The 19,994-nt window shown below is 52.1% G+C and carries 19 protein-coding genes; 8 read left to right on the forward strand and 11 right to left on the reverse strand.

Translation table 11 applies throughout. From position 1 onward, the window contains the following. The first annotated feature begins 56 nt into the window (after positions 1–56). Positions 57–1,151: a glycosyltransferase gene (locus VI215_03495; protein HEY6191371.1), complete on the forward strand. Its 1,095-nt coding sequence runs from the start codon at positions 57–59 to the stop codon at positions 1,149–1,151. Between the two features lie 55 nt (positions 1,152–1,206). Here VI215_03495 and VI215_03500 read toward each other — a convergent pair whose 3' ends face one another. Together VI215_03500 and VI215_03505 are read right to left on the reverse strand one after the other, a co-directional pair. Beyond that, on the reverse strand, positions 1,207–2,184 hold the full coding sequence (locus VI215_03500; protein ID HEY6191372.1) for a sigma 54-interacting transcriptional regulator: 978 nt from the start codon (positions 2,182–2,184) through the stop codon (positions 1,207–1,209). A gap of 105 nt (positions 2,185–2,289) precedes the next feature. Further along, positions 2,290–3,390 (reverse strand): hypothetical protein, encoded by a 1,101-nt coding sequence (locus tag VI215_03505; protein HEY6191373.1) that lies wholly within the window; start codon positions 3,388–3,390, stop codon positions 2,290–2,292. Positions 3,391–4,253: 863 nt separating this feature from the next. Between VI215_03505 and VI215_03510 the strand changes: the two genes are divergently transcribed. Then, positions 4,254–5,114: a site-2 protease family protein gene (locus VI215_03510; protein HEY6191374.1), complete on the forward strand. Its 861-nt coding sequence runs from the start codon at positions 4,254–4,256 to the stop codon at positions 5,112–5,114. Between the two features lie 184 nt (positions 5,115–5,298). Here the strand turns inward: VI215_03510 and VI215_03515 are convergent, their stop codons facing one another. The 6 genes from VI215_03515 to VI215_03540 form a co-directional block, all read right to left on the reverse strand. Then, the gene (locus tag VI215_03515; protein HEY6191375.1) at positions 5,299–5,994 is read right to left on the reverse strand and encodes a hypothetical protein; all 696 of its coding nucleotides are present in this window, start codon (positions 5,992–5,994) and stop codon (positions 5,299–5,301) included. A 474-nt stretch (positions 5,995–6,468) separates the two neighbouring features. Further along, positions 6,469–6,693: a hypothetical protein gene (locus VI215_03520; protein HEY6191376.1), complete on the reverse strand. Its 225-nt coding sequence runs from the start codon at positions 6,691–6,693 to the stop codon at positions 6,469–6,471. A gap of 1,107 nt (positions 6,694–7,800) precedes the next feature. Next, complete coding sequence (locus VI215_03525) at positions 7,801–8,436, reverse strand: response regulator transcription factor (protein ID HEY6191377.1); 636 nt, start codon at positions 8,434–8,436, stop codon at positions 7,801–7,803. Beyond that, positions 8,429–9,331 carry a sensor histidine kinase gene (locus tag VI215_03530; GenBank protein ID HEY6191378.1) on the reverse strand — a complete coding sequence of 301 codons (903 nt, stop codon included), beginning with the start codon at positions 9,329–9,331 and terminating at the stop codon, positions 8,429–8,431. The genes VI215_03525 and VI215_03530 overlap by 8 nt, the downstream gene beginning before the upstream one ends. Continuing rightward, the gene (locus tag VI215_03535; GenBank protein HEY6191379.1) at positions 9,313–9,975 is read right to left on the reverse strand and encodes a hypothetical protein; all 663 of its coding nucleotides are present in this window, start codon (positions 9,973–9,975) and stop codon (positions 9,313–9,315) included. The genes VI215_03530 and VI215_03535 overlap by 19 nt, the downstream gene beginning before the upstream one ends. A 40-nt stretch (positions 9,976–10,015) precedes the next feature. After that, entirely contained in the window at positions 10,016–10,366 is a 351-nt protein-coding gene (locus tag VI215_03540; protein HEY6191380.1) for a hypothetical protein, read from the reverse strand. 625 nt (positions 10,367–10,991) lie between these two features. Here VI215_03540 and VI215_03545 point away from each other — a divergent pair. The 5 genes from VI215_03545 to VI215_03565 are packed head-to-tail and all read left to right on the forward strand — an operon-like array spanning position 10,992 to position 15,981. Continuing rightward, positions 10,992–11,888 carry a hypothetical protein gene (locus VI215_03545; protein ID HEY6191381.1) on the forward strand — a complete coding sequence of 299 codons (897 nt, stop codon included), beginning with the start codon at positions 10,992–10,994 and terminating at the stop codon, positions 11,886–11,888. 5 nt (positions 11,889–11,893) lie between these two features. After that, complete coding sequence (locus tag VI215_03550; GenBank protein ID HEY6191382.1) at positions 11,894–13,501, forward strand: hypothetical protein; 1,608 nt, start codon at positions 11,894–11,896, stop codon at positions 13,499–13,501. Positions 13,502–13,547: 46 nt separating this feature from the next. Continuing rightward, the gene (locus VI215_03555; protein ID HEY6191383.1) at positions 13,548–14,474 is read left to right on the forward strand and encodes a hypothetical protein; all 927 of its coding nucleotides are present in this window, start codon (positions 13,548–13,550) and stop codon (positions 14,472–14,474) included. A gap of 3 nt (positions 14,475–14,477) precedes the next feature. Further along, complete coding sequence (locus VI215_03560) at positions 14,478–15,386, forward strand: PorV/PorQ family protein (protein HEY6191384.1); 909 nt, start codon at positions 14,478–14,480, stop codon at positions 15,384–15,386. Positions 15,387–15,438: 52 nt separating this feature from the next. Beyond that, positions 15,439–15,981: a thioredoxin fold domain-containing protein gene (locus tag VI215_03565; protein HEY6191385.1), complete on the forward strand. Its 543-nt coding sequence runs from the start codon at positions 15,439–15,441 to the stop codon at positions 15,979–15,981. Between the two features lie 108 nt (positions 15,982–16,089). Here VI215_03565 and VI215_03570 read toward each other — a convergent pair whose 3' ends face one another. Beyond that, positions 16,090–17,385, reverse strand: coding sequence for a type II toxin-antitoxin system HipA family toxin (locus VI215_03570; protein HEY6191386.1), 1,296 nt, complete (start codon positions 17,383–17,385; stop codon positions 16,090–16,092). Next, the gene (locus tag VI215_03575; protein HEY6191387.1) at positions 17,382–17,738 is read right to left on the reverse strand and encodes a helix-turn-helix transcriptional regulator; all 357 of its coding nucleotides are present in this window, start codon (positions 17,736–17,738) and stop codon (positions 17,382–17,384) included. Before VI215_03575 ends, VI215_03570 begins: the two co-directional genes overlap by 4 nt. Before the next feature lie 650 nt (positions 17,739–18,388). Here VI215_03575 and VI215_03580 point away from each other — a divergent pair. After that, positions 18,389–18,937 carry a DsrE family protein gene (locus tag VI215_03580; GenBank protein HEY6191388.1) on the forward strand — a complete coding sequence of 183 codons (549 nt, stop codon included), beginning with the start codon at positions 18,389–18,391 and terminating at the stop codon, positions 18,935–18,937. Between the two features lie 21 nt (positions 18,938–18,958). Here VI215_03580 and VI215_03585 read toward each other — a convergent pair whose 3' ends face one another. Beyond that, entirely contained in the window at positions 18,959–19,972 is a 1,014-nt protein-coding gene (locus VI215_03585; protein HEY6191389.1) for a glycosyltransferase family 9 protein, read from the reverse strand. Positions 19,973–19,994 lie beyond the last annotated feature (22 nt).

Raw genomic sequence — 19,994 nt, forward strand, 5'->3', positions numbered from 1 at the left:
GTTTAGGAAGAATCCTTTCTCTACATTGCTCCTTCTTTGAATCTGAATCCATGATAATGGAAATTATTCTATTAGGCACAGCAGTCCTGTATGGAGCTTTGGTCGTCTTTCTCAGGTTGGGCCTATCGCGGGCTACCAAAATCAATGGAAGAGATCGTCATGAGCCAGCCATTTCGATTATTGTGCCGGCGCGAAACGAGGAAACTCATCTCGGAGAATGTCTTCAATCATTGTCAGAGATTGACTACCCAAAGGAAAAGCTCCAAGTGATCATAGTCAATGACGGCTCTGTTGATCGTACAGGGGAAATCGCCCAGTCCTTCGTCAGTATTCACTCATGGATGGAGCTCGTCTCAACCAGTAAAGGTGAAGGTAATCTTAGAGGAAAGGCGAACGCCCTTTCCGGTGGAATCGAAGTCGCTCGGGGGGAGGTCCTGATCTTCACTGATGCTGATTGCACCGTCCCCCGTCGCTGGGTGAGGGAAACAGTTCGTTCTTTTGGCGAAAGGACCGGCATCGTCGGAGGATATACACTTCTCGAAGCCGAGAGTGCTTTTGAAGGCATGCAGGCACTCGACTGGCTCTTCCTATTCAGCTTGGCCTCATCGACGGCCGGGTGGAAAATCCCATTGACCGTGATTGGCAATAATTTCGCAGTTCGCAGAACAGCCTACGACATGACTGGGGGGTACGGAAATATCCCCTTCAGCGTCACGGAGGATTACTCTCTTGTTCGTGCAATACTCGAGAAGAGCGACTTTGAAGTGCGATTCCCGGTTAATCCGGAAACTCTTGTGAAAAGCAAAGCCTGCCCAACATGGAAACAATTATACTGGCAGAAACAAAGGTGGGGAGTTGGTGGCCTGGAAATGATTTTTTGGGGAATGTTATTCATGGCTATCGGCTGGGCCTTTCGTTTTTCTCTGCTTCTAGGTTGCTTCTTCTGTTCCCCCTCCCTAGTACTAATGACCGCCGCCTCCTTAGGGCTGATGGACCTTTGGGTACTTTGGATGCCTCTGAGCCGGTTCGGACGACTGTCCTATCTAAAGTATTTCCCCGCCTTCGAGCTCTATTTTTTTCTCTATGCTTTGCTGTTACCAATTATTGCAAAGTTGAGCCGTAAAGTCGTTTGGAAGGAGCGAAACCTCTAAGCAAAAAAAATGCCCCTGATAACCAGGGGCATTGTCCAACATTCTTCCTCAGTCCTTACGCGCGCGCGCGGGAACTCGTAATGTTCAATCGTTTCAGTTTATATCGTAGCGTCTGCTCCGTCATCCCGAGAAATCCGGCAGCTTTTGATTGGTTGAACCCGAATTTTGACAAGGAGCGCTCGATAATCCCCTTCTCGATGGCATCGAGGGACTTGTCGAGGATGAAGTCCTGGCCTGTCGCGATATTGTTGATCATCTTCACGACTTCCGTCTTCTCGTCGACCAATTCCGGTGGCAGCATAAATCGACCACCATTGGAGAAGAGTACCGACTTATCAACAACGGCTTTCAACTCTCTAATATTTTCTCTCCAACTTTGGCGGACGAGCACATCAATCGCATTGATATCGATCACCAATTCGCCTATACCGATTTCCTTACAAAGTTCTGCTGCGAAATGCTTGACGAGAAGCGGGATATCTTCAGGACGTTCTCGGAGCGCGGGGATTTCGATCCGCTCGAAATCGGAAAGCTTATTAAAGAGGTCTTCCAGGAGCTTCCTCTTGTCCACGAGGGATTTAGGATCTTCTTTCACGGTTACGATCAGCCGGATGTCAACTGGTTCCGCACGAGAGCCGCCTATGCGTCTTGCCGTCCGCTCGTTCATGAAAGCAAGAATCTTCATTTGATTGCGAAAACTCGCCTCTTCAATTTCTTCAATTAGAACCGTGCCGCCATTCGCAATTTCGAAAAGACCCCTCTTTGTCGTGTACGGAAGTCCCTCTGTACCGCGATCATACCCGAACAGGACTGCTTCCAGTTCCTTGTCATCCAAGACGGACAGATTTAGAGACATGAAGGGGGTATTACTCTCGGGCGATTGCTCGAAAGAGTAGATGTTCTTGGCGATGGCGCCCTTACCCGAGCCGGCTTCCCCAATGATAACGACATCTCGCCGGATTTTGGAAAGGCGAGAAATTTGTTTTAGGAGTTGATCAACCGCACGACTTTTGCCGATGATAGCGTATTCCATCTCACCCGGCTTTCTCTCCTCAACGGTCCTCACCCTCTTATCCTTTTCCATATCTCCCTTTGTGTGTGAAATTAGAAATTATTCGTGATCTCGTGGGTTCGGCGATCACTTACCACTTGGATTCTGGAACAATCTACCATTAAATATCTTGAAATTGAAAAACTTTGCGAGGACTATCTCGTCCACCCAATCTCTCCAGCGACTGATCTGCTGGGGATTAGTAGCGAGCTCAGTCTCATAGAATTCTCCCTGCACGGAGGTGATGAACCGGAGTCTGAGGCTGAAAAAGAGGACCATCAATAGCTCGATTAGGATAGTAACATATTGACCTATTCGGAATATCTCGCCAAAAGAATTCCACTCTATGCTCTTAATGAAGCCCCAATTATGAACGATATCCATCGAACAAATTAGGAGAAACAGAAACATGATCTTATCGACGTATGCGCCTTGAGGGGGGTCCTTCTTGTATTGATAACCGAAGAAGAGGATGATGGATCCAATCATCAACACGTTCATGTAAATCGTATCTAGAAAAAGCGGCTTCCATAGAAGCACCATGTAGTTCTCACCCTCTAGGTATGGTGCGAGTACTTCAATTCTCCGAATATTTTCTCGTGGATAAAGATCACCTATAGGTTGCCCATTGCTCCAGTTTTGCAATCGGACCTTGGAGGCAAGCTCGGTGGCACTTGGGATTTCGTGCCCATCATCCACGAAACTAGAAAGAGTCTTGTATTGCTTGATATCTTCAGTCGAATACAAATAGAGAGGATCCTGCAACATTGGATAGAAATAGTAAACAAAGAATACCAACACCAAAGCCATCGTTGCGAGATATTTTTGATAAACCTTGAATTGCTGGAAAAGCAGATCCATCACCAGATATACAATTGCGATTGCCAACACCAGGACGTATCCAATCGCAGTGTACTGAAAGAAAATATGGGAGGCATACTTCTCTCTAAAAAAGGCCTCGCCCACAAAATCATAACCGAACGAAAGGATCGATAAGAAAAAATAGGCGGTAAAGTTGAGGAAGATTATCCGCGATCTACGCTGAGGCTCCCTCAGAAAAATAAATAACGATATAACGAAGAGAAGGGATTGAATGATGCGGTTTAAGAAGCTTGAAAGGGGAGCATCTCGATGGGGGAAAATTAGCAACGCGACAATATAAAGGGCACTGATAGATAACCACCCCAAGAAAATCTTCCTGGATATCTTCATAACTCAACCCTTCTAGAGTCCATCTTTGTTGCCTTGGTTCTCTTTGATGTATCGAAATATAGCGAATAGGTGTAACTTTGTCAAGAAAATTCGCAAATAATTTTCAATATGCGTAAAAACGTGACTTCAGGCACAGGCAAAATTTGGAGTACTTTTCTGCCACTCGTATAGGCCTTTTAATTGTTAATTCGAGCGTTGTTCGGTATCATTGTACTGCCTACTTGCTTACAAAACCGCCCGGTTTTCCATGCAAGTGCGAAAAACACAGTTTTGAACGATAAAGTAACCTAAAACCTTCAGATAGGAGTTAATATGGCGAATTCCACTTACCGCAATGTTAAACGTGTTGCTGCACTTGCCACTACTATCATTCTAGTGGTTGCAGTAAACTTAGCAATTTCCCAGGCCGCAGTATCTTCAAGCTCGATCGCAGGAAAACAAGGGTTGTCTTCACAGAGAACTGTGAACCCGAATCTTCCTTCATCGCCGAAGCCAAGAACTGTAAATCCAAATGTGCCGTCTTCGCCGAAACCAAGAACTGTAAATCCAAATCTGCCGTCTTCGCCGAAGCCGTAATATCTTCATCTCCAAGATAAGGCTCTAACCCCTAACCGGGTTAGAGCCTTTTTCATTTTATCCCCCGCCTTTCCTTTCTCACCTCTTTTCGTTATCATTTACTAAAGGGTTTCGAAGTTTCTTCATAGATGGAGGGGAACATTCCGGAGTATCCAGACCTATCGGTCGCCGCAGTTAGTCCCGCAGTCTCAAGAAATTGGTCGACCTATTCCCTACATACGATATTATTCCTCGCGACCTTCTTTACAGTCACTCTCGCGGGGGTGCAATGGTTGAATAAGGATCCATTCGACCTGGGGAATTTTCCCCTTGGCCTCCCCTATTCACTATGCCTTCTGACTGTACTTTCCTTCCATGAGTTCGGCCATTTCTTCGCGGCAAAGTTCCATCAGGTCAAAACGACGCTTCCATACTACATCCCGATCCCCCCATTCTTGCTGAATCCGTTCGGCACGATGGGGGCTGTCATCCGCATCCGATCTCCGCTCCACACAAAGAAGGCGCTGTTTGATATCGGCATCGCGGGCCCGATCGCCGGCCTCGTTCCAACTGTCATTATTCTCATGGTCGGGTTCCTGACCCTCCCCTCAAAAGAGTATCTCTTTTCCATTCACCCCGAGTACAGGGTTCTGGACAAGATTCCGGATACTGGGTTGACATTCGGCTACTCCGGGCTGTTTTGGTTCCTCGCGAAGATCTTCAGCACCAGGGGATTCGTTCCTCCCATGAATGAGATCTACCACTACCCGTTCCTTTGTGTTGGATGGTTCGGCCTGTTTATCACAGCCCTAAACCTGATTCCGGTGGGACAGCTCGATGGGGGACATATACTCTATGCTCTCGTCGGTCGAAAGCAAGGGATCATCGCCCGCGTCTTCTTTGTGCTGTTGATTCTGATCGGGGCATCGAGCTTCCTTCCACTCTTCGGACCGAACGTCCAGCTTGGGACCGTTGGGTGGCTCCTCTGGGCGGCGGTGCTCTACTTCCTCATAAAACTGCAGCATCCCCCTGTGGAGGAGCTGTCTGAGCTAAGTCCTGGAAGGAAACAGTTGGGGTGGGCTACGTTTGTTGTTTTCCTCTTGACGTTTCCCCCGATTCCCATATTTGAGGTGGGAGCGAAGTGATTGGAAGGCTCCATGAGAAGCAGAGCCCGTTTATGGATTCCAATTCGGCGGCCGGAGGAGACCTCAACTGGCATGTTTGGAGCATACCACTGGGGGAGCTTGTGTGGAAGCCGCCGATCGATTTCACGATCAACCAGCCTCAGTCAAAATTCAAGACTCCACGGCTGACTAAACGCGTTTCCACTCAAAAAAGAAAAATGAACTTTACTGAGATGGCGTCAAGATCGTCGTCTCTGAAGTAATGGTCGTTCTGAGGATCGAGCTGAGTGATGACCTGCCCCCGATCATCCGTCAATTGGTCGTGGGAGTTGACGCCCTTCCTCTCCAGGTAGTATCCGGTCAGCGAGCGATGAAACACCCTTTCATACGTTAGACCCAGCGAGAAATTGTCACTGAGCCTGCAGGCGACCCCGCCCCCGCCCTCGACATTTCTGTTAAAGTTACCTATGTTCCCGCTTGTCAGATCGACGAGATTTACATTCGCGAGAAATCCCACGCGGTACAAAAAGACGTCATTGGTATCCGTCCACGGAGTTATTAAGAGTACGCCCGATATAACCATCGAACCGCGGTCTCTCAGGTAGGTATCGAATTTGAAGCTGTCCGCTGAGAAGGTAGGTTCCTCGAGATGCTCACCGCCATTCGTGATACTCCTAAATCCCAAACTGATACCGAAGTGAAAGACTCGCCCGGATTTGCCTTCGATCGCTGAGACCCTTGCCTTGAGCGAGGCAATCGAATCGGACAAATCCTTCACCGTGGACTGAAGGCCAGCCACAGGCGGTGCTTCCTTCTGGGAATAGGAGGTGATAGGCACAACCAATAGAAAAACCATCGTCGCGAGACGACTTGGGTAGAAAAGTGATTCAGATAAGAACATGAACACCTCCTTGAGTTTGAGAAGACTGAGGTCAGGGCGTTGACGGGCACCAGTTTACACACCAACCCCACTCTAAAATTATTTCCAGTCTCAGTTGTCAGTCTCCGCCACTAGCACATGAAACGTCACCATGTGCGGACCCGGATTCGTCATCTCCATGTTAGATTGAAGCACTTGATTGCCACCCGGATCCGTCCACGTGGTGCTCCAGGTTCTCGTTACCTCCAGATCCTGCCCACCCGGAATCTGTATTAACCCACCCCCGGGTGGATGTACCAGAGAATCCGGAACAACATTGAAAATTCTTACTCGATCGCGGTCCCATCCCGACATGTAAAGTTGAAATGTCCAGCCGCCATCGATTGTCCCCACATACAGCTCGGAAATATTGAGTTCGTTCGACATACTCTACCCATCCTTCCTGGTTATTGATTGGTCTTTGAGCGAAGTTACAGGGCACACCTCGGCGACGACCTAAACGCCCCTTGGTACAATTCTCGGCTTTTCAGATGTGAGGTCAACCTTGTGTTTCGTGTGCAAATCGTGAAGGTAGCCGGGTAAGTCACTTTTCTTCAGATCGGTTTTTTCAAAGGCATGCACCTGACCGTCATGTGACGACTTGATATCGACGCCGGCACGATCTGATGCAAGAGTACCTCTAATGTTTCCGGAGCGGTCGTGTATCACAAAGATCTTCATGTTCGTACCTTTCGATTATTAGATACTTTGGATTAGGCGGTTTGCACCTATGAATTATTCTGACTACTACTTACAGCATCCTGCTGCCCATTTGCACCACCACCGACAGTCGCAGCCGCAACACGCTGAGGCACTCAACAAACAAGCGCCGCAACGAACGGCTACACAACCGAGATAGGCTGTCCAAGTTCCAGTGCAAGTCACTAACGAACCGACACAAGCGGTTCCACACTTTGATTTTACCCGCTCCTTCACACAGGACCACCAACTGTGGTTTCGTACTAGATTCAGACCCTTATCAACTCCATATTCCTCCACAGCCGTATCGGCAAAGTTACCCGAGGGAGCTATGACGAAAATGGAGCGGACCTCAGATCGCTCGCCAGATGAAACCCTGATCTGTACGAGCGCGGCCCGGTCTGACGAGCCGGCTTTAGAATAGTCTTGCACATAAAGTGTGATTTTTCCGGTCCGCGAATTCGCCCCGGTAAGCGTCGTCGTCCTCCCAAAGAAGTTGCTTGAGGCAGTTAGAGGCTTGAAGCCTCGACTAGAAAGTCCGGCAGCCAGTACTTTGACCTCGTCGTCACTTGTTAATACCTGGGCAAACCTGCTTCGCAGGGATGATGGTGACAGGCTTTGAGGCGGGGAAATGTGTACTTGAGCCAATGCGGCATCACTGGGATCTGTGAATTGAGCGGCCAAGGGAAACACAGACACGAACGAAAGAGCAGTTAGTGTGAGAAGAGCGCGAACAAGACTTTTCATACTACCTCCGAATAAGTGTGGCCAACCCCCGAGGTGAGACGTCAACTAAACTTTTGAAATCCGGACAAGCGACCGGACTAGAGCTTGCCCAGCGCAGAGTAAATCGTCGTGCTGGAATGCTTGTTAATACTTCCCCCGATCATCCGGGCTCTCGAAGAAGATTGAGAGTGGATGACTCCGGACAAATCTAAGATTACCTATTCAAAAATCAATGGGGTTGATACCTACTTTGAGGTGGGTTGATTTCTACCCTTCAAATAGGTCGACACCTACTCGGCAAATAGGAGGTTTGGTGGGAGGCTCGGAACGTCCGAGCTGATCTGGAAGGTATGAACTGAAGGGCTACAGCTCTGCGATCCCCTTGGAGATGGCAAACTTGGTCAGACCGACTACTTCATGGATGCCGAGCTTGTCCATGATTTGTTGACGGTACTTTTCGACCGTCTTGACGCTGATCTCGAGGTGGGTGCTGATCTCCTTGCTGGATTTTCCTTGTGCGACCAGGTGGAGCACTTCACGCTCGCGAAGTGTCAGCTCCCATTCCCTCGATCCATTCGGCGCCGCCGGCGAGAGAAACACCTTTGCGACTGACGGGCTAAAGAATGCGTTCCCCTTGGAGACTTCCCGAATAGCGCTCAGAAGCTCGCTCGTTATACTCTGTTTCACCACGTACCCGGAAACCCCGGCCTGGATGGCAAGCCGGACCGACTCGGGCTCATCCGACATGGATAGTATGATCACCTTGAGTTTGGGGTTTTCCTTGAGAATCGCGGTCGTCGCATAGAGGCCGTTCTTGTGCGGCATCGCGAGGTCCATAATAACGATCGATGGATCGCAGGATCGAGCGAGCTTGATCGCTTCGTCTCCGTCGGATCCCTCGCCGACCACCAGGATATCCTTTTCAGCGCTCATGAGGGAGACGAGGCCCTTCCGGACTATGGGGTGATCATCGACGAAGAGTACCCGAATTTTATCCATTGCTCGATCCTTTCCCTTTGCCTTCTGAAGTCTGATGGAGGGGGATACGGAGACTGACTCTGGTCCCCTTCCCCCTCACCGATGCTATGTTACACGTTCCCCCGAAACTCTTCACGCGCTCGCGAATTCCAAGCAGGCCGAACTTTCTATCGGCATTCCGGCCGGAACTGTTCGGCTGTCGCGTCTCACTTTCCGACTCGAAGCCGCAACCGTCGTCCTGGATCGCGAGATCAAGGTAGGCCTCACCTGTACTCTCGTCCTGGTCCTGGGTCATTTCGATCACTGCATGCTGCGCCTGCGCGTGCTTTGTGATATTGGTCAGGCTTTCCTGAATTATCCGGTACAGAGCGATCTTATGCGCTTCGCTCAATTGTTCAACCGCTTCGTCTTCGAGGAAGCTCACCGGGATCCCGGTCAGACTGGTATGCTCGCTGCAGAGGCGCCGCAGGGGCTCAAGAATTCCGACTTGACCGTCGCTCCCGGTTCCCCGGGCACTCTCAAGCACCACGGGCCGCAAGTCTTTAAGCACTTTTCTGATCCGGGTCAGGACATCCTGCGTCAAGCCTCGAATTACATCGATGCGACGGTTTTGTTGAGATGGACCCGCTTGAAACTCCTTCTTCAAGACGGTGAGATTGATGTCGATGGCGGCCATGAGCTGGCCGATCTCGTCGTGGAGTTCCCGGCTCACCTTCAGTCGATCCTCCTCCTGGGCGGTAAGGATCTGTTGCGACAAACTCGAAAGCTGCTCCTGCATGAGCCGCGCCTCGGAGAGCAGCTTGGTTGTTTTCCGGACGTGAAGGAGGAGCAAAGCAATAATCCCTCCTGCGAGCACGAGGAACATCGCCGACCCTATCGCGAGGATCCACCAGAGATCTACCGTGGCTTGAGGCACCAAAATGCGACTCCGTAACAAATGTTTGCGGTGATGTTCAGCCACCAGTGGAGGGTCCAAACCGTAACCGCATCCTTGAATTTGAGCCCAATGATCATCTCGCCCATCCCGAACAGAAACGTGTTTCCGGAAAAAAAGGAGAAAACCGCGACTAAAATCCAGAACTTGAAGGTCCGGTAGAGAGGCACCTCTCTGTTCGCCGATAAAGACTCGTTTCTCGCAAGGTCGATGAGTGTGAAAAGAGAAACCGCCACGAGCACCAATGCAGAAATAGTATGTGTGTACTGATCGAACCGTTTGAAGCTTTCGAACTCAACTTTGGCCACGATCCAGAGAATAGCGAAGAGTCCAATGCTCACGTAAAGCAATCGTTGCAGTAACGGATGCCCGGCCTCCTTCTGCCAGCCCGCAAGGAGCAGAATAAGGATCACGTACTCTAAGAGGTCATAAATATGGAGTATCCAGTGGTTATTGATGTTTAAAAAACCAGTTATGTAGCTCGCCACCTCGACGACCAGACACAAAACAACAAAACTGAAAAAAAGGGTTGCTCCCCCTCTCCAGTATGATTTACGCCCGATCCCCATCCCAACAGGGACGAAATCGGATGCCAAATTGAGCCACGAGGAAAGGGGAAGCACCATAAATTTGCGAGTTTAGATGTTCAGAGGAACTATCGAGACGTCAATGCTTCACCATCACCCAGTTCGTGTCGCAGAACGGCGGACACGGAAGTCCGTTCTCCAGAAGCTGGCCCATGGTCAGGTCGTGCCCGTCTCCTGTAACGCCGACCACTACGAATGCAGAAGATCCGTCAGCCTTCTTACCCTGGTAGATTCGAAGCCCAACACAGTTCGGTTGATTCAGGACTCCCATTATCCCATCGCGCCCGAAATACTCACCGAATATAGCCGCCTGGAATCTGTGCGTGAATTGGGTGGCGCTATCGAGCGTCGTGTTGAAATTCTCATGCCCTGTAACGACCTGCGCCGTGGCTTGCTGAAACAGGCCTGTCAAGGTTAGGAAAGATACCATAATCCAGCCATATATTCCAAACCGCCTTGACGATTTGGCGTGCTGGGGCGATTGGTGAACGTTGCGTTTTGACATAAAAACTCCTTCCGTGGTGGTGATTGGGATGTGGTTTATTTGGAGTGAACCCGAAGAAGAAGTTCTTCTTCTAGCGACAAGTCAGTTCCGCCTGACCTCTGCTTCCCCGCCGTTCAAGTCCAGCCAATGTGGAACCGCCGCTATCCCTATCACCCTCCATTGACGCCTCTCCAGCCAGGTATCACTTCAGTGTGACTAATCTAGCGATTCATGGGACGCCGGACAATGGGGTTGATACCTATTGGAGGGGTAGGTCTTTACCTACCCGAAGGGGAGGTGTTTACCTCCAATGGGGAAACCTCGGCTCCGACAAAGAGTTGGATAATGCTTTCATTTTCTTGACTTTATCCCCTAAATTGGTTAGCTTCGATATACTTTCAGCCAAAAATTCTCAAAGCCCAGCGCCTGATTCTTTGTTACTCGTTTAATTTGCCGTTCTGGTTGTTCAAACAGAGTAAGCGGGTAAAGTGGGCTTTGTATCACCGGGTGGTTCCCTGATCTTAGGACCGGATACAGAACCACGCGGTTTTTTTATTTATATTCGAATGGAATGAGGCGCTCTCTCTTTTATAGTATGGTTCTCTCCTCGGCCCTTTTCCTGCTCTCTTGTGAGAAGGAAAAGGACGGGATCGTTGATTCTTCACTCGATTCGCCTTTTCTTTCTTCCCTCCAGCTTAGCACTCCAATTGCCAACCTCGACACCACCACCGGCTCGGCGGTGGTCCACCTGGGCGGCGGATCCTACACAATCACAGAGTCGGCGACGGTCGTAGTGCGCGCACTCGAGCGGCTCGAGTCGATAAGAAAGATAAGCTATTTTCTTTATCAGCCCGGGGAACAGAGCTGGTTCGCATCCGGAAGCATCTTCTTCATCGTTGCGCCCCCGCCGGGAAAGAATAGCTTTCTTCCCTCCGGGACAATGGAACCTTTGCCGAACTACCTTCGGGATACCATCGGGACGTACAGAACTACCTTTTCATTCAATATTTCACGCTGCGACATCGGCGAATACAGAATTGTGGTGGTGGCCGAGAACCAGATTGGTTTGACAAGTAATTCCGTCAGTACTTCGCTCGTGATTGACCGAAACAATCTTCCACCTCAACTGGCCGGGCTTTCCGCACCCGACACGCTCCACAGGCCCGTAACCGGCAGAGTCCCTGTATTTTTCGCGGTCTCCGCCAGCGACCCTGATTGCGAAACCGATATTCTCAAGGTGTTCTTCAAGAGTATTAACTCCTCGAGTCCCAATTTTGAGTTTCAGCTATTCGACGATGGAAAATCGGGCGGGCACGGCGATTCCGTAGCAACCGACGGGCGGTATTCACTCGTGATTCCGATCGACTCCACCGCCACGCTCGGCACGAAGGAATTTCGATTCTGGGCCCGTGATAAGTCGGGCGCTTTGAGCGATTCAATTTCCCACACCATCACCATTCTCCCATGAGCCGGATGAACGGGTGGCACTTCTGGGTTGCGTTATCTCTCCTGTTGCTCATCAGCGAACCGCGATCTGCATACGGGCAGGCCAAATTCCTGGGTCAATACTCGCTTTCAAGCGCCGTCTCGGTTCATTCCTCCCTCCCCCCGAGTAATGGCGTCTCGCTTCTCACACTGCAAGATTCCAACATCATCTGGATTGGGACGAGCAAGGGAGCCGCGCGCAGTATCGATTTCGGGGCATCGTGGGAGAGTTACAAGTCAGATCCCGCGTTTTCCAACCTCGGAATCTTTTCGCTGACCACACTTCATGACACGATTTGGGCCTCCACTGGATTCGAGAAGGAGATCACCGACGGAACCGTACAGACAGGGACCGGGTATGCATTTTCGACTAATGGCGGCGCGCAATGGCAGCATGTCAACCAGACGAAGGACGCGCGGGGGGATAGCATCATTTCCTATGGAGTCAATGATTCGATCTGGATCCTCCCTGTCGTCGTCCCAGAACAGAACGTCACGTTCGATATCGCGCTCTCCCCGGGAGCTGTCTGGATCGCAAGCTGGGCGAGCGGACTGCGAAAGTCGACGAACAACGGAACGACGTGGGAACGAATCCTTCTCCCTGCCGATAACAGAAGCTCCCTCGACCCGACGGATACGCTCTGGACCTACCGCCCTACGGACACGCTCAAGCAACACCGGATCTACGACCGGTTCGACCCGAGGCGCAACAATAACTTCCTGGCGTTCGGGGTCCATACGAATGACGGCAACACCATCTGGTGCGGGACAGCAGGCGGAGTCAACAAGTCGACCGACGGCGGGATAAGCTGGAAACGTTTCACCCATCAGAACGAAGCTCTCCCAATCCTCGGAAACTGGGTGATCGCGATCGACGAACAACCTCTCCCGGGCCATACCAGGGTCTGGACGACGAACTGGGTGGCTCAGGATCCGAGTGAAGAGTACGGCGTCAGCTACACCGATGACGGCGGGCTCTCCTGGAAGAACCTCCTTCAGGGCGTGAAAGCGTATGCCTTCGCGTTCAAGGACTCTGTTGCGTATATCGTTTCCGACCAGGGAATTTTCCGGACACCCGATGGAGGCCTCAGTTTTTCACACGTCTCCACGATCACGGATCCCGCGAGTCATCAGGCGATTCTCGGAGCCAGCATGTTTTCGGTTGCCGTCATCGAGGATACGGTCTTTGTGGGGACAGGGGACGGCATCGCGACCACAATCGACAACGCTCAGAATAGCTTCGGGGCCCGGTGGAATGTCCGGAGAGCCTATCAACAAGTCGGGGCCACGGGGACGGCCTATGCGTACCCCAATCCATTTGCTCCCAACCTCGAGCAGGTTCGAATCCATTACGCCACGGGCCTTGCCGGAGCCTGCCTCTCTTGCAGCCCAGACGTCAGCATCGAGATATTCGATTTCGGGATGAACCGGCTCCGGAGCCTCATCAATCATGCCACCCGTTCCGGCGGGGAGTTCGACGAGATCTGGGACGGGCGCGACGATCAGGGTAGAACTGTCGCCAACGGGGTGTACTTCTTCAGAATCAAGACCGATACCGGCGATCCGGAATTCGGGAAGATACTGGTGCTCCAGTAACATGGCAACCATTGTGAGAGGCATCATCAGGAAAGCTGTATTTTCATTGCTCGGTATCTTGCTCTGCGTTGGGCTCAGCCGGTCCCAGATAGCCGGAAGCGCGGGTGCGTTCGCCCGGATGGGATCGGGCGCCAGGGGGATGGGGATGGGGAACGCCATGACAGCCGTCAACTTCGGGGATATCCAAACATATTATAATCCCTCATTGGGGGCCTTCGCCGAATACAGGTCGGCAGGGCTGACTTTTGGGATTCTCTCGCTCGATCGCTCCCTGAATTTTGTGAATTACACACAGCCGATCCATCCCACCGCGGGAGTATCGTTCGGAATTATCAACGCGGGCGTGAAAAACATCGACGGAAGGGATGGGGATGGCGAGAAGACGGGGGATCTCTCGACGTCTGAGAACCAGTTCTATCTCGCGTTTTCGAACCGGGTCTCGGACCGGGTTTCGCTGGGCGTGGCGGTGAAATTGTATTACAGCAAGCTCTACGACCAGGTCACGTCGACCACGGTCGGTTTCGATCTGGGATTCTCCGCACAACTCACGGATCTTCTTTCAATCGGAGGGGCGATACAGGACCTCAATTCGAAATACACCTGGGACACGAAGGCGATTTACGATCAAAACGGCAAGACGACCACGGACAAGTTCCCCACGCTCCGGCGGATCGGTGCCGCCTTGCGCCTTCCTTCGAACCTGGGTCTGATTTCGGCGGAGTTCGAGAATTCTTCACAACAGACGAACGTTTTCCGGGCCGGCGCTGAGTATTACATCATCGAATACCTCACGCTTCGCGCGGGAATCGACCGGATTGACCCGAGCAGCGATGCGACGGGGGCAAAACCGTCTCTTGGATTTACTATCAGAAATTCATTTATTGGATTGACGCCGGCGGTGACGTACGCGTACGTGTTCGAATCATTTGCTCCGCAGGGAATGCATATTATCACTCTTTCGACCGCTTTTTAATCCATGACCTACCGGTCTATCCCCGTATTGTGCGCCCTGGTTCTTGCCGCCCATTCCATGGGGGAAGGCCAGGTCGGCCAGACCGGACTTGCGTTTCTGAAGCTAGGCGTCGGGGCGAGATCGATCGGCATGGGTGAAGCGTACTCTGCGGTCGCATCCGACCCTTCGGCGATGTACTACAATCCGGCGGCGCTTTCACTCGACCACTCGTCGCAGCTACTTCTGATGCATAAGGAATGGATTCAGGACACCCGGACGGAGTATATCGCGGCAAAGGCCGCGATGAGCAAGCTGACACTCGGCCTCAGCGTGAACTCGACGAGCGTCAACAACATCGAGATTCGGGACCACCCCGGACCTTCGCAAGGCACCTTTGATTCGCATAACGCGGCCGTCGGAATTTCGGGGGCGTACATGGTCGATTCGTGCCTGAGCATCGGCGCCACCGGAAAGCTTTTGTACGAGAAGATTCTCGTCAACGAGGCGTCGGGGTTCGGACTCGATCTGGGCGGGTGGTACCAGACGCCCTGGAACATCCAGCTCGCTCTTGCCGTCAGTAACCTCGGCTCTGTGAACGAGCTCGACCAGGAGGCGTCAAAACTTCCGACGATCATCCGGGCGGGCGGGGCCTATGTCACGGGAATCGAATCCTTCGATGGAACGTTGACGCTGGCTTCGGACCTTGTCTCGTACACCGGCGAGAGTACGACACACCTGCATGTCGGCGCTGAAGTGAACTACCGGCAGGCGCTCTCTCTGCGCGCCGGGTACATGACGGGCTATGACGCGAGATCGTTCACGGCGGGTGTGGGGTTCAGATATTCGCAGTTCCAACTTGATTATGCGTTTGCGCCCACGAAGTTCGACCTGGGATCGACGCATACGTTTTCGCTCATGATCGAATTTAACTGAGAAATCGTTCGGAACGATAGGTGATTTGATGCTGTTCTCTCTTTGAGGCCATATGACAAAAACCTTTACTATAAAAATCATCTGTTACGCGGTTGTTTTGAGCGCACTGGGCATGCCCGCGTCGGGATTCGCGCAATCCACGAAGGAAAAGCCGAAGGCGGAATTGAGCTGGAAGCCGTTTGAAACGGGCTTCGCCAAAGCAAATACCGAGAAAAAGAAGGTACTTCTCGACGTCTATACGGACTGGTGCGGCTGGTGCAAAAGGTTGGACAAGGATGTCTATTCGGACAAGCGGGTGGTGGACTACCTGACCGAGCATTACTACGTCGTGAAGCTGAACGCCGAAGACACCGCGAGCGTCACGTATAAGGATAAGAAGTCGACGAAGCCCCAATTCGCGGGAGCGTTCGGCGTGAAGGGCTATCCCACGATCATCTTCTTCGACTCAAAGGGCGACCCGATCACTTCCCTCCCGGGCTACGTGGACGCCGATAAATTCCTGACCATCGCGAAGTTCATCGGAGAGGATTACTACAAGTCGATGACGTGGGAAAGCTACCAGAAGATGAACGAACCGAAGAACCCGAAGGAGTGAGGGAGGATAGTCCCTCGAAGGGGATCATTTGAAACCTCCAGATGCGCGAAGCGTCTGGAGGTTTTCTGTTCTTAGGGGGTAGAACGAATGGATGAGGCTCCCCCGGGTTCACAATTTGAGGAGCAGAGTCTTCTTTATTTGTTGTATCTGATCCGCATGCACATCGGCCTTCTTTGCATAAGTGACCCAATGTGAAACCGTTTCTAAGATTCGATCTATGATCTCCCCGGATTTCTTGACGTTCATACTCCGGGCAACTTCCAGAAGGTCACTACGCTTGATGCCATCGCGTTTTCCGTTCAAGCTCATCTGGTGCGCCTTCATCCATCTGTTTTTGGGGTCGTACGCATACGTGACATCGTACGCGGGGGACAGCTTCCAGGCGCCGTTTTCGTCCATCAGGAAAGAGATGTTCTTCGTATGATCGTCCTGGTTCCGGGCGATCACATTGAATGCCATTCGCCGATAGAATTCTTCCATATCGGTGTGGGGAAGTTTGAGCTGCCGCATGGCCTGGAACGACTGTTCGTACGAATTGGCGAGAGGATCGTTATAGTCCAGGTGGGCGATCGCGCAGAGCGTTTGCATGTGGAGCTTCTTTACCCCCTCTCGGTCGAATCGTTTGGACATGAAGTGAGCCCGGCCATCTTCTCTCAATAATTCGGCGTCCGTCATCTTGATTCCGCAATCCTGCGCCATCAGATGGTAAGCGTATTCGATCTTCCCGTACCCTTTGGGGTCTCCGAGCTGCTTATCGTTCACCCCGTCAAACTTGATGATCCAGTATTCGTAGTCTTCCAAGCCATCAATCTGACCTGAGCGAACATCTCCTGTTTTCTTATCGTACGCGATGATGGCTTTCGCTCTTGCTCCACCTGCCGAGGTTCCAACCCGGAAGATTTCCAAGAGTCCCTCGCCTGATTTGTCTCTAATATTGACTTTGAGGTTCTTTCGTTCTGCCAATATCGCCTTTGCCAGATCCACCAATTCCTTGATGTCGAGCTCGTGGGAGGTCTCATCAAATGGATGGATCGCAGGCTCATACTCCAAAGCACCCATGCCCCTCCTACCGGTATAGCAGAGCCGCTCCACAGAATTGAAACTATCGGGGTCGCGGCCCTGCTGGGAGAGCCAAGCTTCGATGAGCGTGTTTCCGAATCGATCGGGCAAGCTATCAGCCAACAGTCCCGGCAACCCTTTGTAGGTCTCCCTGCTCAGCGACGGAAAGGAATAGATCATCCTGCTCTTTCGCGCTTCTTCCAAGGGCATTCTGAGCGGAGATAAGTCAAGACCTTTTTTCAAGAATGACTCATCGAATTCAAACGTGGCAAGATCACGGGCATCGTCCCATGCAACTGCGCCCACCATGGTCCCCCATACATTGACCCTTGCGACTCTTTTCATTCGAGACGTGTCTTCCTGTCGCTTTTCGGGGCCCTGGGGCGGGGCGACGCTTTCATGCGCTGGCGCTCCTGGAGTTTTAGCAGCTGCAGGGGGCTCACCTGCGGCTCTTCGCGGAAGACCTTGAGAACATCCAGCTTATCCAGGGCCCTCAACACCTGCACCAGGGTGAGCAGCGTCGGCGCGCGACCGGTTTCCATCTTGCTTATCGTAACACGGTTCAGGCCCGACATTTGTGCCAACTGCGCTTGCGACAGGTTCTTATTCAGTCGAATCTGCCGAATGAAGCCTCCTATTTCTTTGACAATGGCGGGATCAGCCATTGCTTCCAAATTCTCCATGTAGCTTTTAGGCATCATTATCCTACATTATTTATCTGTTCGTAACTTTGAAGCTACATAAGATAACCAAGTTTTCTGAGCAAAGCAAATGTCAGTGTAGCTTTTAAGCTATGTTATCTGCAAGAAGTCAATATAATGAATAGTTTAAGCTACAACAAATAAAAAAGGGGCGTGTGGACTGTATTGCTCGTTGGTTCGGAAAGGATGGTTCGGGGGGGGTCCAATAAAAAGCGAAGGCCCGGGTTCCTATGATGGCCGGGCCTCAGCTTCCACTAATCTACCAATCCACATATCTACTACGCCACAAACATACGAAAGTTTCAGTGCCCCTATCAATCCCCCAAAGGGACGATAAGTGGGCTACATCCCCGCGTGAAAGAGGTCCCTGGTGAAAGCCGGGCCGCGCGCCATTACGAAGGGAATAGTGTCGCATTTTGATCTTTTGCCGTCATCACGACATGTTTCAGGTCGGGATCTTTCTAAGAGCGTTGAAAGATGCTGACCTAAAGCATGTCAGCATGACGAGCTGGAGAGATAGTCGGCCAAACTGAGGCACTACCCATGCTTCAGTCCGTTAGACATTTGCTTGCCAAGTCTTTATATTCGACGTCAGTCAAGTCCCCGGACATTGAGGGGAATATCAAGTCGATACAGAGGAGAAAACCATGTTAAGCGCCAGATCCGTCAATGTGGTCGCCTCATTCATTTTCGGTGTCAGCCTTGCATCGGCGCAATGGCCTGCACCTAAATCGCCGGTGATTCCGGAGGCCGATGGGTATATCTCCATACCCGGGGTGGCGATCCCTCTTGAGAAGGACCACGTCTATCGGGCGATCTTCAATGCCACTCTCGCGGGTTCGGATTCCAAACAGCTTCTTCCGGCCCTCAACAACGCAGGGTCGGAATTGAATGCGCTCGGCGTGGAGGGAATCCCTGTTGAGAAGGCGAAATTTGTGATAGTCTTTCATGGGCCAGCGATGGACGGAATTCTCGACGATGCCCACTACAAGGCCAAGTTTGGCGTGAACAATCCGAACTTGAGGGTGCTCACCGGATTGAAGAAGGCCGGCGTGGAACTATACGTGTGCGGTCAGAATCTTGCGGCTGAGAAGATCGACCCCAAAACAATATCTCCGGCCGTCAAAGTGGCGAGCGATGCATTGATCGTTCTGATGAAATATCAGAACAGGGGGTATGCCCTGCTCGAGTTTTGATCACTCTCCCATGGAGCGGCGTTATTTCGCGAGCATCCGGCCGACACCCGCGAATACCTCCTCCACCCCGAGCTCTTCCATGCAGGGGTTGCCGATCGGACAGATGGTGTAATTGCAGCCGAGGCAGACGAGCTTCTCATTCTGGACGATCTCGGACGGGACGCCCACCGGGCCCTGAAGCTCGGGATTTGTCGGGCCGAAGATCGCGACAACGGGCGTACCGACCGCAGCAGCGATGTGCATGGGCCCCGAGTCGTTGGTCACGAGCAGGTTGCACCGCTTGAGAATCGCGGCGAGCTGCTTCAGATTACTCGGCGGAATTAACATCGCCTTTGCACTCATGAGGTCCTGAATCTCAGCTGCCATTTTTTCCTCCCCCGGACCCCAGACGATTAGAATCTCGGAGTTGTGCGTCTTGGAGATCAGGTCTCCAAGCGCTGCGAACTGCGGAATCCGCCATCTTTTGGTCGACCACCCCCCTCCCGGATTGAGCGCGACGACTCGCTTGCCGGCAAGATGTTCTTTTTCGAAAAATGCCTTCGCAAACTCGTTCGCCTCAGAAGAAACCGGAAAATGCGGCAGGGTCTCCAGGACGGGAACTCCGATCCGCCTTACTGCATCGAGATTGAAATCGGTATTATGAAGCTGGTCTCCCCGCGGCTCCGTGAGGATGTTGTAGCAATGTTTGCGCCAGCCAAACCGGTAGCCCACCCGGTAGCGGGCGCCGCTTCCGAGCGTGACCAGCGCGCTGCGGGGGTTTCCGAAGAGGTCGATGACCATGTCGTATCTGCGCCGCCGGACCTTCAGGATCAATCCCACCCCGCTCTCGCGCCTGCCGTCGAACACGAGGACCGAATCGAGGTCGGGATTTCCCTCGACGACCTCCCGGCTCGGCCTCTCGGTGAGAAAATCGATGCGCGCCTCCGGAAACGCGGACCGGAGGCTCTTCAGGACGACCGTCGAGAGGAGGACGTCTCCGATTGCGCGGAGCTTGACCACAAGTATGTTTTTGACCAGACGGGGATCGACGGTCATTCAGTGATCGTTAATTGGACTG

It is taken from the genome of Bacteroidota bacterium, assembly GCA_036522515.1.
GTDB lineage: Bacteria > Bacteroidota > Ignavibacteria > UBA10030 > SZUA-254 > VBOC01.